The sequence below is a fragment of the Salinibius halmophilus genome, assembly GCF_003577475.1.
GTDB classification, from domain to species: domain Bacteria; phylum Pseudomonadota; class Gammaproteobacteria; order Pseudomonadales; family Natronospirillaceae; genus Salinibius; species Salinibius halmophilus.
Genome location: NZ_QPEP01000001.1, coordinates 237,579 through 253,971, shown reverse-complemented (window position 1 = coordinate 253,971; position 16,393 = coordinate 237,579). Strand labels below are relative to the sequence as shown.

The window sequence follows — 16,393 nt, the reverse complement described above, 5'->3', positions numbered from 1 at the left end:
GCCAAGGTTAATAACGGGGTGTCGCTCGAACATTCGCTTCCTGACCAGCGGCATTGTTGCGCACCCAACCCCATACTCGCCGCGCCATGTGATCCATATTGTCATCATATTTGGTCATTGGCCAAGCCGACTGAATTTGCGTGATATTGTCAGAACCACTGCGTCGCAAAGCAGCCATTCGATGGGTTGCAAGCCACTCGGCATCACTGGTATCCGCCACCCACAAGTCTAATACTGGCATCGTGAGGCTTTGTAACTGCTGGCGAAAGCTCGCCACATCGCGGTCGCGATGGTTCACCATCACCAAGTACCAGCCGAAGTCACCTTGGCCGCCTAGTTGTGCTGAGACAAACTGCAAGGCTTGATTACTACCAGTGCCAATGCCGAGTATCACCACATTAAACTGGCCTTTGCTTGCTAATAATTCGCGCACTTGCTGCATTAGTTCACTGCTGTAGCGCTCTGGCACTGACACACTAAGCGTGTTCCAACCAATATCAGGCAGTTTTAAGCGCAGTTTTTGCAGCAAGTCTGGCCATAGAGCATGCTGGCTGGCATCGTGGAGCATGACCACAGTGCCCTGCGGCGCCTCGGTGCGAAACGGTTGCCATAAGGCTGGGTAGACCTGCTCGTTGTCAATAAACTCAATAACCTCGTCAAAATAAGGCAATTGATCGGCGCGCTGGCGCAGTTCATCCGCGGTGACTGCGCCATTTGCAGCAGTTACAACGCTAAACAAGCAAATCCATGCAAAGCAGGGTAGAATGCGTGCGCATATCGACAGAGCAGACCGGAGTGTTGCGAACATGACTGATTTCCTCATTGCCCCTTCCATCCTATCAGCCGACCTAGCGCGTTTAGGAGAGGACGTTGAAAAAGTGCTCGAAGCGGGCGCCGACTGGGTTCATTACGATGTTATGGACAATCACTATGTGCCAAATTTAACCTTTGGTCCAGCAACACTAAAAGCCCTACGTGATTATGGCATTACCGCCCCAATCGATGTGCATCTTATGGTTAAACCAGTAGATCGGCTGATTGGTGATTTTATTGAGGCGGGTGCCAGCATGATCACCTTCCACCCAGAGGCTTCGGAGCACATCGACCGCTCGTTAGCGATGATTAAAGACGCTGGCGTACAAGCTGGCTTGGTGTTTAACCCTGCCACACCTCTGCATTACCTAGATTATGTTTGGGATAAAATTGATATGGTATTGCTAATGAGCGTGAACCCAGGTTTTGGTGGCCAAAAGTTTATTCCAGGTACACTGGATAAACTGCGTGAAGCGCGCGCCAAAATTGATGCGACGGGTCGCAATATTCGCCTTGAAATCGATGGTGGGGTGAAAGCCGATAATATTGCTGAGATTGCAGCGGCCGGTGCCGACACCTTTGTTGCGGGCTCTGCAATTTTCAACGCACCAGACTACAAAGCCGTGATAGACCAAATGCGCAGCGAATTAGCGGGGGTAAAATGAGTACCGCACTGCTATTCGATTTAGATGGCACCTTAGTAGATAGCGTTGCTGATTTAGCCGAGAGCCTAAATGCCGCGTTGTCACAAAATCAGCTGCTTAATGTAACGGTTGAGCAAGTTGCAACCTGGGTTGGCAATGGTACCCGCGTTTTGGTACAGCGTGCTCTAGGCTCGATGGATGCCGAAGACCACCTTGAGCAAGTGCTTGCCGATTTTACCTCGCATTATGCTAAAAGCAGTCATAAAGCCTCGATTCCATTGCGCGGTGCAATTGAAGCACTGGAGTGGGCATATGGTGAAGGCATTCCTATGGCGGTAGTGACCAATAAGCCAGAAGCTTTTGCCTTCGATGTATTAAAAGCGCAAGACCTAGAGGGTTTTTTCCCTGTGGTTATCGGTGGTGACACCTGCTCAACCAATAAGCCTGACCCTGAACCCCTGCAAGAGGCGATGAAGCGACTTGGTGTAACCGAGGCGATTATGGTGGGTGATTCAAAAACCGACGTTGCGTCAGGTAAAAATGCTGGCTTGCCAGTATTTGCTGTGGAAGGCGGTTACAACCATGGGTTGCCTATTAGTGATTCGAACCCAGATGTGGTTCTGCTTTCGTTAAAGCAATTACCACAAGCTTGGCAGCAATGGCAACAGGTTGAAGCTATATAATTAGCGAAAAATTGTGTATAAAAAAAGTCAGCGCTGACCCAAGAGGTGAGTCGTTGGCTTTTTTTTTGCCTTGTTAAGTTGTTGTTTTTATTACAAAAAAGTGAACTGTATATTACTGCGCCAATTTAACTCAAGCCGCGTAATCTCTTGGCTAGCGGTGGTTATTTTGCAGTAATTAACAAAGTTATCCACAGTATCTGTGAGTTATCCATACAATAGGAGTTGTGATGAAATTATTGCTTTTTGGTGCCACGGGTGCTGTCGGTAAAGCCGTGCTTGAGCGAGCTCTCGCTGATGACTCCATTACCGAGGTTGTTGCACCGACTAGGCGCTTGTTAGCGATTGAGCATGCTAAGCTGGTGAACCCAGTTATTGATTTTAACAAGTTAGCACAATTGCCGTGGTGGCAAGTGGATGCTTGTATTTGTGCACTCGGCACAACACGTAAGCAGGCCGGCAGTGCAGAGGCGTTTAAAGCGGTGGATTTAGGGTTGGTAGAAGCCATTGCTAAGCGTTGTAAAGCCGAAGGCGTTAAGCATTTTGTGCTCAACTCATCGGTAGGCGCGCATACTGGCACCGGCTTGTATTTAAGTACCAAAAAAGCAGCCGAGGCAGCTGTGCTTGCTTGTGATTTTCCGGCCACTACCTTTGTGAGACCCGGTTTAATTGATGCCAGCGGTCGCCCAGACTTTCGCTTTGGCGAGGCGCTAGCGCTAGCTGTTTTGCGGCCATTTTCACACTTGCTACCCACCAGTTACCGGCCAATTGAACCGTTACAAATAGCCCAACATATGCTGGCATCAATCACTCGGACAGAAGGACATCTCACCCTAGAAAATCCTCATTTGCATAAAGCGGTAAAATAAGCAAAGTTGCACTACGCTTTAGTGGAATCACTGGAGCTCAATGATGCAGCAGTTTCAAGACAGAATTCGACAGATATCCCCACAGATTGAAATCGTTTGGGCGAATCAGCCTGGCTGGCCTGTATTGTATTGTTCGCCGAATATCGAACGCATACTGGGCTACTCCAATGCTGCCCTCGTTGATGGCGCTGTCGCTTACGAAAGCCTTATTCACCCTCAAGACCTAGAGCGTGTGATGAAGGAAGTACAAGCGGGCTTGCAAGGGCAGCAAACTTGCTTCTCCCACCAGCCATATCGTCTTAAAGCGGCCAACGGGCAATATCATTGGGTAGAGGACCGAACCTTCGTTGAGCGCGATGATCGGGGCAGTGCAACCCATATGATAGGCTGCCTATTTGAAATTGATGCGCAAGTTGCCAATGAGCATGAACTGCGCGAGAGCCGTGATCGCCTTGAGTTGGTGCTGCAAGGTACGCGCTTAGGTATGTGGGACTGGTATCCACAAACCAATGATGTGGTGTTTGATGACCGCTGGGCTGAAATGCTGGGGTTAACCCTAGCAGATCTGGATATGGTGTTGGACGACTGGTCTAGTAGAGTGCACCCCGACGATATTGATGGCTGTATGGCAGATATACAAGCGCACATGGAAGGCAAAACTGACTTCTATGAAAACCTTCATCGCATGCGCCATAGCAGTGGTGAGTGGTTATATATTCTCGACCGCGGCAAAATTGTTGAGCGCAACGCCGCCGGTGAGCCGCTTCGATTCACTGGCACCCATACCGATGTGACGCCACTTAAAAAAGCTGAACTTGCTGCGCAGCAGGCGTTGGCCGCCAGAGATCGGTTTTTCTCAGCTATGTCGCACGAGCTAAGAACACCCATGCATGCTGTGCTTGGGCTAGTTGAGCTAATGTTGCAGCGACCAGAGAGTCAACCCTTGCAGAAGGATTTGACCATAGTTGCGCGTAACAGCGCGCATCTTTTGAATGTGCTGCGCGATATACTTGATGTAGCCAAGCTAGATTCCGGTGAAATGTCGTTTAGTAACGAGCCGATTGAGTTAGAAGTTCAGTTAGAATCGCTCATTGCGCTATTTCGAGCGCGCGCTGAATCAGTCGGCATTACCCTCAGCCTGCAGTTACAGTCATATGGCACCTGGATCTTGGTTGATCGCCAGCGGCTCATGCAAGTCATCAGTAATTTGGTGTCAAACGCCATTAAGTACACACCAAAAGGCGGTAAGGTGGTGGTTGGTACGCAAAATGGCAAGTTATTCATAGAAGACACTGGCGTGGGAATTGCCGACATTAGTCGGGCGTTTCAGCCGTTTGTACAAGAGGGGCAGGATCATGAAGCGAACTCTACCGGGTTGGGACTTAGTATTGTTAAGCAATTAACTGAAAAGATGGGTTTGGGCATGTTGTTTGAGTCCGAGGTGGGTGTTGGCACAAGAGTGGAGCTCGACTATCAAGCGCTAATAACCAGTGAACGCCGTGAAGGCGAGGTACAGCAAGCAGAAGTGGAACGCCCAAGTTGGCAGGCGAAACTGTTAATCGTTGATGATAACCCAACCAACCTTATGGTCGCGCAGGCAATGCTTGGTGGCACTTACATTGAAATTCAAACAGCCGAAGACGGTGAGCAGGCTGTTCAAGCATGCAGAGATTGGCAGCCTGATATTGTGTTAATGGATTTACATATGCCAATCCTGGATGGCTTGCACGCAACGAAAGCTATCCGTTTATTTAACAAGTCAGTACAAATAATTGGGCTCTCAGCTGATGCCTTCGAAACGGCTAAACAGCAAGGCATCGAAGCAGGCATGGATGATTATTTGGTTAAGCCTTTTGGCCAAGAGCAAATCTATCAGGTACTCAATCAAGCAGCACTTCGTATTGGGATTGCAGGCTAATGATGTCTCGCAGTGCACTTGCTTTGCTGCTAGTGCTGCTGGCGAGTACAGGGCAATCTTTCGCACTGGCGAAAATAGTGTTTGTGCATAGCTATCATGCTGAATTTCCTTGGGTCGAAGACTACCGCCGCGGGTTAGAGAACCAGTTACCTGAGCACCAAACAATCCATGTGTTTCTTGATGCCAAGCAGGCATCCGACGAAACAATAACGATTAATGTTGAGAAGGCTTGGCAGCTTGTTATTGATGAGTTGCCACAGGTAGTTGTACTAGCCGATGATGCTGCGCTCAAGTTGTTAGCGCCGCGCTTAATTGAGCGACAAGTGGCAACGGTTTATCTGGGTATCAATGCTAATCCCCGTGATTATGGCGCCACGGGGATTCGTATGACCGGGGTGCTAGAGCGCCCGCAGCTAAAGCGATCCATTGCTATGATTCGCCAACTTCTGCCTGAGGTTGATCGCATCGATGTTTTGTTAGATAGCCGGCTAACTGCCGATACCATAGTAGATGAAACGCTTGGCAATAATGGCCTAGTGTCGAATATTGAAGTTAACGCCTATCAGTTCGATCAGTTTTCTGCATGGAAAGCGCATGTGGAAAACTTATCAGACAGCGTTGATGCGCTATTTCTAGGCACCTATGCTGGATTGCAGAATGAAGGTTCAGTCCCGATAGCAATTGATGAGGTTTCGCGTTGGACGAGTTCCAATAGTCCGGTGCCTGTGTTCTCCTTTTGGTCATTTTCCATTGCCGACGATATGGCCATTGGTGGCTATGTCATTAATGGCGAGCAACAGGGCGCTGAAGCCGGTCGGTTAGTGAGTCACTATTTACGCACCGGCGAATTACTGCAAGTGCGCAGCCCTGACCAAGGTCATTATCTTTTTAGCCAAAAACAGTTAACGCGTTGGCACCTGCCTTTGCCGCGTGGCGATAATATTTTACTGCGCCCATAATCACTTTTCTTTCACTTGTGAGTCTTTGGTATAATGCCGGCACTCATCACGCCGGAGCCAGTGTTTTGTTGATCGTTATCGACAACTATGATTCGTTTACCTACAACCTTGTTCAGTACCTGCAGATGCTAGATACTGATGTGCGGGTATTCCACAATGATCAAATCACCGTTGCAGAACTAGAAGCTATGGCACCCGATCATTTACTCATTTCACCGGGGCCATGCTCGCCAAACGAAGCCGGCATCTCTATTGCTGCGATTAATACTTTTTTTGGTAAGGTGCCAATATTGGGTGTTTGTTTGGGCCATCAATGTATTGCCCAAGCGTTTGGTGGCATTGTTGGCAGTGCTAAGTCGGTCATGCATGGTAAAACATCCGTGATTGAGCATAATAATACTGGCATATTTTCCGACCTGCCTAGGCAATATAGAGTAAATCGCTATCACTCTTTAGCTATTAACGAAATGCCAGCAAACTTTGATGTGGTAGCGCAGACAGATGATGGCGAAATTATGGCAATTGCGCACAACGCTTTGCCGGTTTTTGGCGTACAGTTTCATCCAGAATCAATTTTAACTGAGCATGGGCTAGAACTGCTGAGCAACTTTTTAACCCAATCAAAGCCAGCGTACTAAGCGTTAGCGCCAGCAGGAATTATAAGAATATTAGGAGTGGCAATGAACATAACTCAGGCACTGGCACAGGTTGTGGCCGGTCAACACTTATCCAAAGACGACATGGCCGCTGTGATGAACGACATCATGACAGGCCAGTGCAGCGACGCGCAAATAGGTGGCTTTCTGGTTGCGTTGCGGATAAAGGGTGAAACCATTGACGAAATTGCTGCAGCGGTGTCCGTGATGCGAAGCCTAATGACGCCGGTTGAGTTGCCTGAGGATGTGGTGGCCGTTGATACCTGTGGCACCGGCGGTGATGGTTCAAACCTGTTTAATGTGTCAACGGCGGCGGCCTTTGTGATTACTGCTGCGGGTGGTTATGTGGCTAAACACGGCAACCGATCGGTGTCGTCAGCCAGTGGCAGCTCAGATCTACTAGAGCAGGCAGGCATCTTCCTAGAATTAACCCCAGAGCAAATTGCTCGGTGTGTTGAAAATGTCGGCGTTGGGTTTATGTTTGCACCTATGCACCATGCCGCTGTTCGCCACGTAATGCCAGCAAGAAAATCACTAGGGATGCGTACATTGTTTAACCTATTAGGGCCAATGACGAACCCTGCAAGGGTTAAACGGCAAGTGATTGGCGTGTTCGACAAAGCACTATGCGCGCCACTGGCCGAAGTGTTGAATCAGCTTGGCAGTGAACATGTCCTTGTGGTGCACAGTGAGGACGGCCTAGACGAATTTAGTTTAGCGGCGCCAACGCATGTGGCGGAGCTGAAAAACGGCAAAGTGACTGAGTACAGTGTTACACCAGAGCAAGTTGGCCTAACCACACAAGCAATCGATGATCTAAGTGTGACGTCGGCCGATGAGTCATTGGCGTTGATTAAAGAGGCACTTGGCAAGCGCACCACACCGGTGGCTGAAAAAGCAGCCGAGGTGATTGCACTGAATGCCGGGGCAGCGCTGTATGTTGCAGGCATTGCCGACACGCTTAAAGAAGGGGTAGCCAGAGCCGAAGACGCGATTTTAACTGGTCTGAGCGGCGAGAAGCTACGCGAATTAGCACAATTTACCCAGGTATACCGCGGATGAGTTTACCCACTGTTCTCGAGCGCATTATTGCGCGCAAGCATGAAGAAAACAAAGAACGTTCGGCAGTTGTGTCATTAGCTGAACTAGAGAAACAAGCGAAAAACCAAGATGCCTGTCGTGGTTTTGTCGCGGCCATGCAAGCGAAAATCGCCGCTGGTCAGTCAGCCGTGATTGCCGAAGCCAAGAAGGCGAGCCCATCAAAGGGGGTGATCCGCGCAGATTTTGCCCCAGGCGCAATCGCTAAATCCTATGAATTAGGCGGTGCGGCGTGCTTGTCGGTGCTAACCGATGTGGACTTCTTCCAGGGAGCCACTGATTATTTAATTGAAGCACGAGCAGCCTGCTCACTGCCTGTTATTCGTAAGGACTTCATTGTTGACCCTTACCAAGTTGCTGAAGCACGGGCAATGGGCGCCGATTGCATACTGCTTATTGCAGCAGCGCTCGACGATGGGCAAATGGCCGAACTCAACGCGCAAGCGATTGAACTGGGTATGGATGTGCTTATTGAAGTGCATGACCGCACAGAATGCGAGCGCACGCTAAAGCTTGGAAATACCCTGCTGGGTATCAATAACCGTAATTTGCATAACTTTGAGGTATCGCTAGCAACGACTTGGGATTTATTGCCGATGATTCCAGATGAGTGCATAGTAGTGACTGAATCGGGCATCGCAACGAAAGACGATGTGCAAGCCATGCGTGACAAAGCAGTACATGCGTTCCTCGTTGGCGAAGCATTTATGCGCCAGCCTGAACCTGGTACTGCCCTGAAGGAGCTGTTTAGCTAATGCCGGTGATCGTTTATATACTTGCCATTCTATTTGCCGTTGTGGCGGTAGTGTTGCTGGTAACGAGTAAAAACCCCACCACCTTGTCACCTGAACAGTGGCAAAAATACTCTCGCATACTCATGATTATGTTTGGCGTATTTTTGCTGCTCGCTGCGGTGCGCAGTTGTACAGGTGGGTTTTAACACCATAAAAAAAGGCCATCAATGTGATGGCCTTTTTAATAATTATGTCGCGGTTAACTAGCGTCGGTATTGCTGCCCGTTGCGCGTGCAAGTGGTTGGGCAAGCTTAGCGTCGCGCCCGCGCGTGCCGTAGATCACCATGGTTTTGCCTTTCACAGCAATTAGGCCTTGATCTTCTAGTGCCTTTAATACGCGGCCAACCATCTCGCGTGAACAGCCAACAATGCGACCAATCTCTTGGCGAGTGATCTTAATCTGCATGCCGTCAGGGTGGGTCATGGCATCTGGCTGTTCGCACAAATCAAGTAGGGTGCGGGCCACACGGCCTGTCACGTCTAAGAAAGCAAGGTCACCTACTTTGCGGGTAGTATTGCGCAAACGTGAGGCCATTTGTTCGCCGATGAAATAAAGCACCGCTGGGTCGTCGCGGGCTATTTCACGGAAGCGACCATAGCTGATTTCCGCGATTTCACACTCGGTACGGGTTTTTACCCAGGCTGAGCGCGTCTCTACTTCATCAAACAAACCCATCTCACCAAAGAAATCCCCTGGATTGAGATAAGCCATAATCATTTCGCGGCCATCATCATCTTCAATGACCACAGATACCGTCCCTTTAATCACATAGAACAGCGTATCACTGCGATCACCGGCGTAGATCAAAGTAGTTTTACTTGGATACTTGCGGCGGTGGCACTGTGACAAAAAATAATCTAAGTGTTTAGTCGAATTCATATTTTCCATATGTCATGGCTCACTAGTAGCTGGCTGACTTTATTTTTCATTATGTCGGTTTTTATCGCATCTGGCTATTGCTGAGTTGTTCTGGCTTTATTAGTCTTGCGCCCTGTCACTATTTGAGGATAGCGCAATGAAAGCAGAAGTGTCTTGGAAAGAAGGGGTAATGTTCACCGGTTCGGTAGAACGAGGCCATGAAGTTATTATGGAAGGGCCTGAGTCATACGGTGGTCAGGATCGTGGCTTCCGTCCAATGGAGCTGATTTTAACTGGCTTGGGTGGCTGTGCGAGTTTCGACGTGGTGACAACGCTGGAAAAGATGCGTGAGCAAGTTAGCGACTGCGTGGCCAAGCTTACTGCCGAGCGAGCCGATGCCGTGCCGGCAGTGTTTACAAAAATTCACATAACTTTTGAAGTAACGGGCAGCAATCTAAACGCCAAAAAAGTAGAACGTGCGGTGGCGCTGTCAGCCGAAAAGTATTGCTCTGCATCGATTATGCTGGCTGCCGCTGGCGTAGACATTACCCATGATGTAAAAATTGTTGAAGCGAGCTAAAAAGTCGCAAAAAAAACTAGGTGATTGGGTGATATTGGCCGCATAATACGCGGCCAATTTTGATCCACTCCGCTACTATTGGAGGCTCAGCCGCGATGGAGAATACCATTGAACTCCACGGGTTTAACAACCTGACAAAATCGCTCAGTTTCAATATCTATGATATTTGTTACGCGAAAACCGAAGAGCAAAAGAAAGAGTACATCGATTATATCGACGAACAGTACAGTGCCGACCGGTTAACTGAGATTCTTGAACAAGTGACCGAGATCATCGGTGCCAATGTGTTAAACATCGCTCGTCAAGACTATGAGCCGCATGGCGCTAGTGTTACCATTCTGATTGCTGAGCATCCAGTAGAGCACCTGGGTGCTGATACGACTGAAGAAGCACCTGGTCCACTGCCAGAATCGGTCGTTGCTCACCTTGATAAGTCTCATATTACCGTGCATACCTATCCAGAGAGTCACCCAGATGATGGCATTAGTACATTCCGTGCCGATATCGACGTGTCGACTTGTGGGGTGATTTCACCGTTGCGTGCTTTGAATTTCTTAATCCACGCGTTAGATTCTGATATCGCAACGGTAGACTACCGAGTCCGCGGTTTCACCCGTGATATCGACGGAACCAAGCATTACATCGACCATGATATTAATTCGATCCAGAATTACATGACGGAAGAAACCCGCCAGAAGTATCAGATGGTCGACGTGAATGTATTCCAAGAGAATATTTTCCACACCAAAATGTTACGTCGTGAGTTTGATCTCGATGATTATCTATTTGGTGCGGGTGTTGCGCAGCTATCCGACGCGGAACAGGCTGACATAGAGCGTCGCTTGCAGCACGAAATGCAGGAAATCTTCTACGCCCGCAATATGCCTACGCGCGATTAAAGCGCTTGTGTGGTAGTCGCACGTAACCGCTGCGGCTGCCACAATAACACGGCTTGTTTTAACATCTGTTCTACCGGCCCCTGCGCCACATCGATTGCTAGTCTTGCTAAAACGTTTTGTAGCACCTCTTCTTTATTGTTAACCGAAATAGGCTGCGCCAAGTTTTGTTTCGATAACTTGCTGCCATCAGGATTTACGATTACCGGCAAGTGGGCATAGGTTGGTGTTGGCAGGCCAAGTGCTTGCTGCAGCGCGATTTGCATGGGTGTTGAGTCGATCAAATCAATTCCCCGTACCACATCGGTTACCCCAGAAAAGGCGTCATCAACCACAACGGCTAACTGATAAGCCCATAATTTATCACGGCGGCGCACAACAAATGGCTCACACGGTGGGTAGTCTTGTGGGCCCTGCAAGCGGTCGTTAAATGACAGTGAATTATCCACTCTAAACTTAGCTGCAGCATCAGGGCGGGTAGATTGATAAGCAAAACAGGTGCCTGGGTAGCTAGGTAGGCCTGCTAGTTGCTTGCGCGAGCAGCGACACCAAAATAACTGGCCGGTTGTTTGTAATGTTGAGAGCGCGGTTTCATAGGCTTCATGGCGCTGCGATTGAAAAATGATCGGTTGATCTGATACCAAACCATAGGCCGCTAGCGTGTCGATGATATGTTGACTCGCCCCTAGCTCTTCGCGTGGTGGGTCCAAATCCTCAATTCGTATCAACCATTGCCCACCTGCAGCGCGCGCATCTAGCCATGATGCCACGGCCGCAAACAATGAACCTAGGTGTAATTTACCGGTGGGAGACGGCGCAAAACGACCAATGTACATACTATCTTATCGTGATGGTTGAAGGGTTAAGCCAATCAAACTCTATGGCTTCAAGGTAGTCACCACTACAAGGGCCAAAAATACACTCGCCCGTAGCAATCTCAAACAAGGCACCATGGGTACTGCAAATGATGTGAGCGCCTTGGCTGTCGAGGAACTGGTTTTCTTGAAACTCTAGGTTCACCCCCAAGTGTGGGCATTCGTTTTGGTACACATATAACTGGCCACCACGGCGAACAGCAAATATCTCGCGCGTTAGACTAGCTGCGCAACCTTCTTGGATATGATCAACAATAAACTGTTTCATAGCGGAATAAACTGCGGCACCTGTAATGTTGGATGCATAACCTGAGCAACTTGCAGGCCAAAACACTCGGCCAGCGCTTGCTCAGTTAATACGTCGCGGGGGTGTCCTAGGTTTGCAATAACCCCTTGGTGTACGATGGCCACTTGATCGGCATGGCGGGCAGCAAGGTTGACGTCATGCAAAATAAATAACACGCCGATTCCCTGGCGGGCAAATAGACTCACTTGTTTAAATAACTCTTCTTGATGATGTAAGTCGAGGGCGTTGGTCGGTTCGTCTAATAACAAGTAGCGGTGGCCAAGCTCTACTTGCTCCCAAATTTGCACCAGTACCCGTGCTAGCTGCACGCGTTGTTGCTCACCACCAGATAACTGTGTGTAGTGACGTTGACGGTAGTGGCTTAGTTCCACGTGTTCTAGCGCCTGCTTGATCAGTTTTTGGTTATGCCGGTGACTGGTATTGTGCGGGTAGCGCCCAAAGGCCACCACTTCTTCTACTAAAAAGTCGAAGCCTAAGGTCGACTTCTGTGGCAGAACCGCCATCAATTGCGCGCGCTCTTCATCATCCCAATGCTGAATGGGCTTTTTATTTAGCAGGACCTTGCCGCGCTTGGGTGTGAGCTCGCCGGTCATGCACTTTAGTAGTGTTGATTTACCGGCACCATTTTGACCAATCACGGCAATTCGCTCGCCGGGTTTCACCGTGAGCGTGACGTCTTTCAGCACTTGTTGCTGGCCTTGATAGGCCTCAATGCCAACGACCGACAAGCTCATACCATACTCCTGCGGTACTGTCTGACTAATAGCCAAATGAAAATTGGCCCACCAATCAGAGCGGTTAAAATGCCAAGCGGCAGCTCAAGTGGGCTGAACAAGCTGCGGGCAATCAGGTCTGTGAGCAGTAAAAACGTGGCACCAATCGTAGCGGAAATCGGCAGCACCCAACGATGATCAGGGCCGACCAATAAGCGCACGATATGCGGCACTATCAGGCCAATAAAGCCTATGGTGCCAGTAAACGCAACGGCACCGGCAACCCCTGCCGACATCCAAATAATTAAGCGTTTTTTCTGTTTTTGCACGGCAAAGCCTAGATGTCGCGCTTCCGACTCACCAAGCAAGAGCGCATTGAGCAAGCGCCACTGTTGCCAAATGAGGGGAACCACGGCAATCAATAAGGCGCCACTAATGAGTACTTTGTACCAGCTAGCGCTGGCAAGGCTGCCAAGGTTCCAAAATAAGATCAAACGCAGTTGATTGGCGTCGGCAAAATACGCTGCAATGCCAACGCCGGCGCCTGCAATAATGTTAATGGCTAAACCGGCTAAAATGAGCGTAATGGTTTGATTACCCGCAAGCTTGGCGACCTTTACCGCTAACTGTGTAGCGAGCAGACCACCGACAAATGCCGCTAGGGGTAAAACAAATAACGGGGTGTTGGTCCAGAAAACTATTACGATGACGGCGCCTAACGACCCGCCAGCGGTCACACCAATCAGGCCGGGCTCTGCTAGTGGGTTGCGAAAAATGCCTTGTGCCGTAGCGCCACAGATGCCTAACAAGGCACCACTGATAATGCCAAGTAACACCCTGGGTACGCGCAACTGCCAAATAATATTGTTGATTGGCGTGTCGCCTTGAAATGGATGTCCAAGTTGGTAGATCACCTGCGATAGCGCCAACGGGGCGCCACCAATTGCTAACGCGGTCAGCACCATGGCGGCTAGGGCAATTAATGTGGCAATAAAAAGTAGCTTTCCAGCGGGCACTAGGTTAACTCCAGTTGCTGCGCTTGTCGGTTAAGAACAGAGCCATAGGGGTTGGCCAAATCGTCGAGCAACCACAGCGATAGCAGCTCACCATCTGGCAATGGCATGTCGCGGTGCATTGTGGTTTGCAAACGGTCGCTGTCAAGCAAATCTAACGTGGGTTCACTAATCAGTATGGCGCTAGCAGGGCAAAACTGAGTCATGCGCTGACCATTTTCAATCATGGTACCGCTAGCTCTGGCTAGTTTCAGGCCACAGTAATCATCAACCTGCATGCGCAGTTCGCCGCTATGTAGAGCGATGGCAAGATCATCGTCGGCAATGGTAGCACGGATGACCCAAGCACAGCACACAGCTTGCCAAGCGGCTTCACTGAGCTCTTGTTCTATGGCAAATACAATGGCGTTGTTTACTGGGCTATAGCGCCCTTGGTACATCGGCGCTATACGGTACATCAGCTGCTGAATGCGTTGGCGTTGGTCATCGTTTTGTGAAGGACTGTCGGCCCACAAAACGATGTGCTGGCCTGACTTTTGCACCAATTCTTGCGTCATGTTACGCCGTAGTCGATTAATTTGCTGACTCGTTAACTGTTGGTTCGCAGTAATGGCTAAGCGTAGTTCAGGCAGCCATTCGCTAATTAGTTCAGTCATGTCACCTACCGACTGCACGGATTCGAGACGCTTGCTTAAATGTGTTGGTGCATAATTCGCTAGCGGTTGGGTAACAAGTTTGCGCTGAAGTTGAAATTGTTGGCGCATGCGCACGGCGGCTAACACTGAAACACCTATTGCAATGGCGAGCAAAACAATCGCACCATTAATCAGCGTGGCGATTTGTTGGTACATCAGGGTGGTTGAGTTTTGCAAACGAATGAGCGCAACTTGACTGCCGTTGTATGACACGGGAAAGGTTTGCCAATTGTCTTGGCTTGATAGTTCCCCGAGTTGGATCTCGACCCGATCAGCGTATTCCAGTTCAAGAGCGCCCACCGCTGGTAGTTTGATGATGTCGGCTAACACGATTTGAGCGGCCAACCAGTCTTGCTGCAATACGTCGGCGGCAATTTGTTTACTGGTCATATCGGCAATGGCGCTAAGGTTTTGTTGCTGCCAGCTTTGTTGGTTCAGCAGCATCGGCCGAATCAATAACAAAAACAGGGCAATGATGGTAAATAAACATACCAAAACCAACGGCAGGCTAACTTTTAAGTATTCTTTTGTCGCTTTACTGAACATGCGTGCTGTAATCCGTCAATGAAGTAGCTAAAATACCTATCTTAGAAAGTTTTCGCTATGGGCAATTTGGAGAGTTAGAGATGAACAAACAAGAAGAGCTGCAGCAGCGCCTTGAGGCCATCCGTTTTGGGCTGTTCCGCATGGGCAAAAACCGCAAACGTGCAATGTCGACTCATGAAACAGAAGACTTGATCGAAGCACTAGAAGCTGAAGTGGCGCGTGTTATCGAGTTGACTCAGCAGCAGGACTAATAAACGTGTCAGATATTGTTCTTGTAACGGTTACCGGGCCTGATAGACCCGGCATCACAGCACAGTTCTCTCATATTATGGCGCAAGCCAACTTGCGTATCCTCGATATGGGGCAGTCTGTCATCCACAATAACGTCAGCTTGGGCATGCTGGTGTCATTGCCGGACGACCAGTCGCAGGTAGTACGTGATTTACTCTTTAAGGCGCACGAGCTGGGGTTAACCCTAAAGCTAAGCCCAGTAAAAAGCGCTGAGTACGAGAGCTGGGTAGCCAGTCAAGGGCAACAAAAGCACGTTGTCACCTTGCTTGCACGTCAAATCACCGCTGAGCATATTGCCAAGATGTCGGCGGTTGTGACTGAGCATGGGTTGAACATAGAAAGCATTACGCGCTTAACGGGTCGCGAGTCGTTACAAAGCGACACCAATAGCTCTAAGGCCTGCATTGAGATGAGTCTGTATGGTCAGCCGACTAACTCAGATTCGATGCGAGCCGCTTTCTTAAATATTTCTGCTGAGCACAATGTGGATATCGCTTTCCAAGAGGACAGCATTTGGCGCCGCAACCGCCGCTTGGTTGTCTTCGATATGGACTCAACGCTGATTGAAGCAGAGGTGATCGACGAACTCGCCATTGAAGCAGGGGTTGGTGAGCAAGTTGCGGACATTACTGAAGCGGCAATGCGTGGTGAAATTGACTTCCAAGAAAGCTTTCGCCAGCGCTTAGCCTTGTTAGAGGGTCTAAGCGAAGATGTGCTGCAAGGGGTTGCCGAGCGTTTGGTCATTACCGAAGGTGCTGAGCACCTAATTTCTACGCTTAATACGCTAGGCTACAAAACTGCCATTATTTCAGGTGGTTTTACCTACTTTGCTCAATATCTGCAGAAACGTTTAGGCATTGATTATATTCATGCAAACGAGCTAGAAATAGTCGATGGTAAAGTGACTGGGCAAGTAAAAGGGATCATTGTTGATGGCGCTCGCAAAGCAGAGCTGCTGCAAGAAATCGCCGCCAGCTTGGGTATTCGCCTACAGCAAGTGATTGCCGTAGGGGATGGGGCGAATGACTTGCCAATGCTGAGTGTTGCTGGGTTGGGTATTGCTTTCCGTGCCAAACCCATTGTTAAAGAATCGGCGAAACAGTCAATTTCGACGCTTGGTTTAGACAGTATTTTATACTTATTAGGCTATCGTGATCGCGATGCCATGTAGTGCCGTTTAAAAAGTA

General features: G+C 49.3%; 20 protein-coding genes. 13 read left to right on the top strand and 7 right to left on the bottom strand.

The window, feature by feature from the left end; translation table 11 throughout:
- Positions 1 to 7 precede the first annotated feature (7 nt).
- A complete protein-coding gene (locus tag DUW71_RS01105; protein WP_158583817.1) occupies positions 8 to 808 on the bottom strand; it encodes a DUF3530 family protein in 801 nt (266 codons plus the stop codon).
- Here DUW71_RS01105 and rpe point away from each other — a divergent pair.
- The 9 genes from rpe to DUW71_RS01060 all read left to right on the top strand — a co-directional run bounded on the left by rpe (position 807) and on the right by DUW71_RS01060 (position 8,577).
- A complete protein-coding gene (gene rpe / locus DUW71_RS01100) occupies positions 807 to 1,478 on the top strand; it encodes a ribulose-phosphate 3-epimerase (RefSeq protein WP_119393388.1) in 672 nt (223 codons plus the stop codon). The genes DUW71_RS01105 and rpe overlap by 2 nt on opposite strands.
- Entirely contained in the window at positions 1,475 to 2,140 is a 666-nt protein-coding gene (locus DUW71_RS01095; RefSeq protein WP_119393387.1) for an HAD family hydrolase, read from the top strand. The genes rpe and DUW71_RS01095 overlap by 4 nt, the downstream gene beginning before the upstream one ends.
- A 227-nt stretch (positions 2,141 to 2,367) precedes the next feature.
- On the top strand, positions 2,368 to 3,006 hold the full coding sequence (locus DUW71_RS01090; protein WP_119393386.1) for an NAD(P)H-binding protein: 639 nt from the start codon (positions 2,368 to 2,370) through the stop codon (positions 3,004 to 3,006).
- Between the two features lie 40 nt (positions 3,007 to 3,046).
- The gene (locus tag DUW71_RS01085; protein ID WP_119393385.1) at positions 3,047 to 4,924 is read left to right on the top strand and encodes a hybrid sensor histidine kinase/response regulator; all 1,878 of its coding nucleotides are present in this window, start codon (positions 3,047 to 3,049) and stop codon (positions 4,922 to 4,924) included.
- The gene (locus DUW71_RS01080; protein ID WP_119393384.1) at positions 4,924 to 5,883 is read left to right on the top strand and encodes an ABC transporter substrate-binding protein; all 960 of its coding nucleotides are present in this window, start codon (positions 4,924 to 4,926) and stop codon (positions 5,881 to 5,883) included. Before DUW71_RS01085 ends, DUW71_RS01080 begins: the two co-directional genes overlap by 1 nt.
- A gap of 65 nt (positions 5,884 to 5,948) precedes the next feature.
- On the top strand, positions 5,949 to 6,521 hold the full coding sequence (locus DUW71_RS01075; protein ID WP_119393383.1) for an anthranilate synthase component II: 573 nt from the start codon (positions 5,949 to 5,951) through the stop codon (positions 6,519 to 6,521).
- A gap of 42 nt (positions 6,522 to 6,563) precedes the next feature.
- Positions 6,564 to 7,601 carry an anthranilate phosphoribosyltransferase gene (gene trpD / locus DUW71_RS01070; protein WP_119393382.1) on the top strand — a complete coding sequence of 346 codons (1,038 nt, stop codon included), beginning with the start codon at positions 6,564 to 6,566 and terminating at the stop codon, positions 7,599 to 7,601.
- Positions 7,598 to 8,392, top strand: a complete 795-nt coding sequence (gene trpC, locus DUW71_RS01065) for an indole-3-glycerol phosphate synthase TrpC (protein WP_119393381.1) — start codon at positions 7,598 to 7,600, stop codon at positions 8,390 to 8,392. Before trpD ends, trpC begins: the two co-directional genes overlap by 4 nt.
- On the top strand, positions 8,392 to 8,577 hold the full coding sequence (locus DUW71_RS01060; protein WP_119393380.1) for a hypothetical protein: 186 nt from the start codon (positions 8,392 to 8,394) through the stop codon (positions 8,575 to 8,577). The genes trpC and DUW71_RS01060 overlap by 1 nt, the downstream gene beginning before the upstream one ends.
- A 53-nt stretch (positions 8,578 to 8,630) precedes the next feature.
- Here DUW71_RS01060 and crp read toward each other — a convergent pair whose 3' ends face one another.
- A complete protein-coding gene (gene crp, locus DUW71_RS01055; RefSeq protein ID WP_456114883.1) occupies positions 8,631 to 9,311 on the bottom strand; it encodes a cAMP-activated global transcriptional regulator CRP in 681 nt (226 codons plus the stop codon).
- 136 nt (positions 9,312 to 9,447) lie between these two features.
- Between crp and DUW71_RS01050 the strand changes: the two genes are divergently transcribed.
- On the top strand, positions 9,448 to 9,870 hold the full coding sequence (locus DUW71_RS01050; RefSeq protein ID WP_119393378.1) for an OsmC family protein: 423 nt from the start codon (positions 9,448 to 9,450) through the stop codon (positions 9,868 to 9,870).
- A gap of 95 nt (positions 9,871 to 9,965) precedes the next feature.
- The gene (gene speD / locus DUW71_RS01045) at positions 9,966 to 10,769 is read left to right on the top strand and encodes an adenosylmethionine decarboxylase (RefSeq protein WP_119393377.1); all 804 of its coding nucleotides are present in this window, start codon (positions 9,966 to 9,968) and stop codon (positions 10,767 to 10,769) included.
- Here the strand turns inward: speD and gluQRS are convergent.
- Genes gluQRS through DUW71_RS01020 form a run of 5 tightly spaced genes read right to left on the bottom strand, consistent with a single transcriptional unit; the run spans position 10,766 to position 14,915 of the window.
- Complete coding sequence (gene gluQRS, locus DUW71_RS01040; RefSeq protein ID WP_119393376.1) at positions 10,766 to 11,602, bottom strand: tRNA glutamyl-Q(34) synthetase GluQRS; 837 nt, start codon at positions 11,600 to 11,602, stop codon at positions 10,766 to 10,768. The genes speD and gluQRS overlap by 4 nt on opposite strands.
- Position 11,603: 1 nt before the next feature.
- Positions 11,604 to 11,909, bottom strand: a complete 306-nt coding sequence (locus tag DUW71_RS01035) for a Rieske (2Fe-2S) protein (protein WP_119393375.1) — start codon at positions 11,907 to 11,909, stop codon at positions 11,604 to 11,606.
- Complete coding sequence (locus tag DUW71_RS01030; RefSeq protein WP_119393374.1) at positions 11,906 to 12,682, bottom strand: heme ABC transporter ATP-binding protein; 777 nt, start codon at positions 12,680 to 12,682, stop codon at positions 11,906 to 11,908. The genes DUW71_RS01035 and DUW71_RS01030 overlap by 4 nt, the downstream gene beginning before the upstream one ends.
- Positions 12,679 to 13,677, bottom strand: a complete 999-nt coding sequence (locus DUW71_RS01025) for a FecCD family ABC transporter permease (protein ID WP_119393373.1) — start codon at positions 13,675 to 13,677, stop codon at positions 12,679 to 12,681. Before DUW71_RS01025 ends, DUW71_RS01030 begins: the two co-directional genes overlap by 4 nt.
- On the bottom strand, positions 13,677 to 14,915 hold the full coding sequence (locus DUW71_RS01020) for a hypothetical protein (RefSeq protein ID WP_119393372.1): 1,239 nt from the start codon (positions 14,913 to 14,915) through the stop codon (positions 13,677 to 13,679). The genes DUW71_RS01025 and DUW71_RS01020 overlap by 1 nt, the downstream gene beginning before the upstream one ends.
- Positions 14,916 to 14,995: 80 nt before the next feature.
- Here DUW71_RS01020 and DUW71_RS17635 point away from each other — a divergent pair, with 80 nt between their 5' ends.
- A complete protein-coding gene (locus DUW71_RS17635; RefSeq protein WP_199671115.1) occupies positions 14,996 to 15,166 on the top strand; it encodes a hypothetical protein in 171 nt (56 codons plus the stop codon).
- A gap of 5 nt (positions 15,167 to 15,171) precedes the next feature.
- The gene (gene serB, locus DUW71_RS01015) at positions 15,172 to 16,377 is read left to right on the top strand and encodes a phosphoserine phosphatase SerB (protein ID WP_119393371.1); all 1,206 of its coding nucleotides are present in this window, start codon (positions 15,172 to 15,174) and stop codon (positions 16,375 to 16,377) included.
- Positions 16,378 to 16,393 lie beyond the last annotated feature (16 nt).

Excerpts from the sequence above, each read along its gene's own strand:
- trpD (WP_119393382.1), top strand. The coding sequence starts at position 6,564 with ATGAACATAACTCAGGCACTGGCACAGGTTGTGGCCGGTCAACACTTA.
- DUW71_RS01090 (WP_119393386.1), top strand. The coding sequence starts at position 2,368 with ATGAAATTATTGCTTTTTGGTGCCACGGGTGCTGTCGGTAAAGCCGTG.
- crp (WP_456114883.1), bottom strand. The coding sequence starts at position 9,311 with ATGAATTCGACTAAACACTTAGATTATTTTTTGTCACAGTGCCACCGC.
- DUW71_RS01105 (WP_158583817.1), bottom strand. The coding sequence starts at position 808 with ATGTTCGCAACACTCCGGTCTGCTCTGTCGATATGCGCACGCATTCTA.
- DUW71_RS01080 (WP_119393384.1), top strand. The coding sequence starts at position 4,924 with ATGATGTCTCGCAGTGCACTTGCTTTGCTGCTAGTGCTGCTGGCGAGT.
- DUW71_RS17635 (WP_199671115.1), top strand. The coding sequence starts at position 14,996 with ATGAACAAACAAGAAGAGCTGCAGCAGCGCCTTGAGGCCATCCGTTTT.
- DUW71_RS01085 (WP_119393385.1), top strand. The coding sequence starts at position 3,047 with ATGATGCAGCAGTTTCAAGACAGAATTCGACAGATATCCCCACAGATT.
- gluQRS (WP_119393376.1), bottom strand. The coding sequence starts at position 11,602 with ATGTACATTGGTCGTTTTGCGCCGTCTCCCACCGGTAAATTACACCTA.
- DUW71_RS01035 (WP_119393375.1), bottom strand. The coding sequence starts at position 11,909 with ATGAAACAGTTTATTGTTGATCATATCCAAGAAGGTTGCGCAGCTAGT.
- trpC (WP_119393381.1), top strand. The coding sequence starts at position 7,598 with ATGAGTTTACCCACTGTTCTCGAGCGCATTATTGCGCGCAAGCATGAA.
- speD (WP_119393377.1), top strand. The coding sequence starts at position 9,966 with ATGGAGAATACCATTGAACTCCACGGGTTTAACAACCTGACAAAATCG.
- DUW71_RS01020 (WP_119393372.1), bottom strand. The coding sequence starts at position 14,915 with ATGTTCAGTAAAGCGACAAAAGAATACTTAAAAGTTAGCCTGCCGTTG.
- DUW71_RS01030 (WP_119393374.1), bottom strand. The coding sequence starts at position 12,682 with ATGAGCTTGTCGGTCGTTGGCATTGAGGCCTATCAAGGCCAGCAACAA.
- DUW71_RS01050 (WP_119393378.1), top strand. The coding sequence starts at position 9,448 with ATGAAAGCAGAAGTGTCTTGGAAAGAAGGGGTAATGTTCACCGGTTCG.
- rpe (WP_119393388.1), top strand. The coding sequence starts at position 807 with ATGACTGATTTCCTCATTGCCCCTTCCATCCTATCAGCCGACCTAGCG.
- DUW71_RS01060 (WP_119393380.1), top strand. The coding sequence starts at position 8,392 with ATGCCGGTGATCGTTTATATACTTGCCATTCTATTTGCCGTTGTGGCG.
- DUW71_RS01095 (WP_119393387.1), top strand. The coding sequence starts at position 1,475 with ATGAGTACCGCACTGCTATTCGATTTAGATGGCACCTTAGTAGATAGC.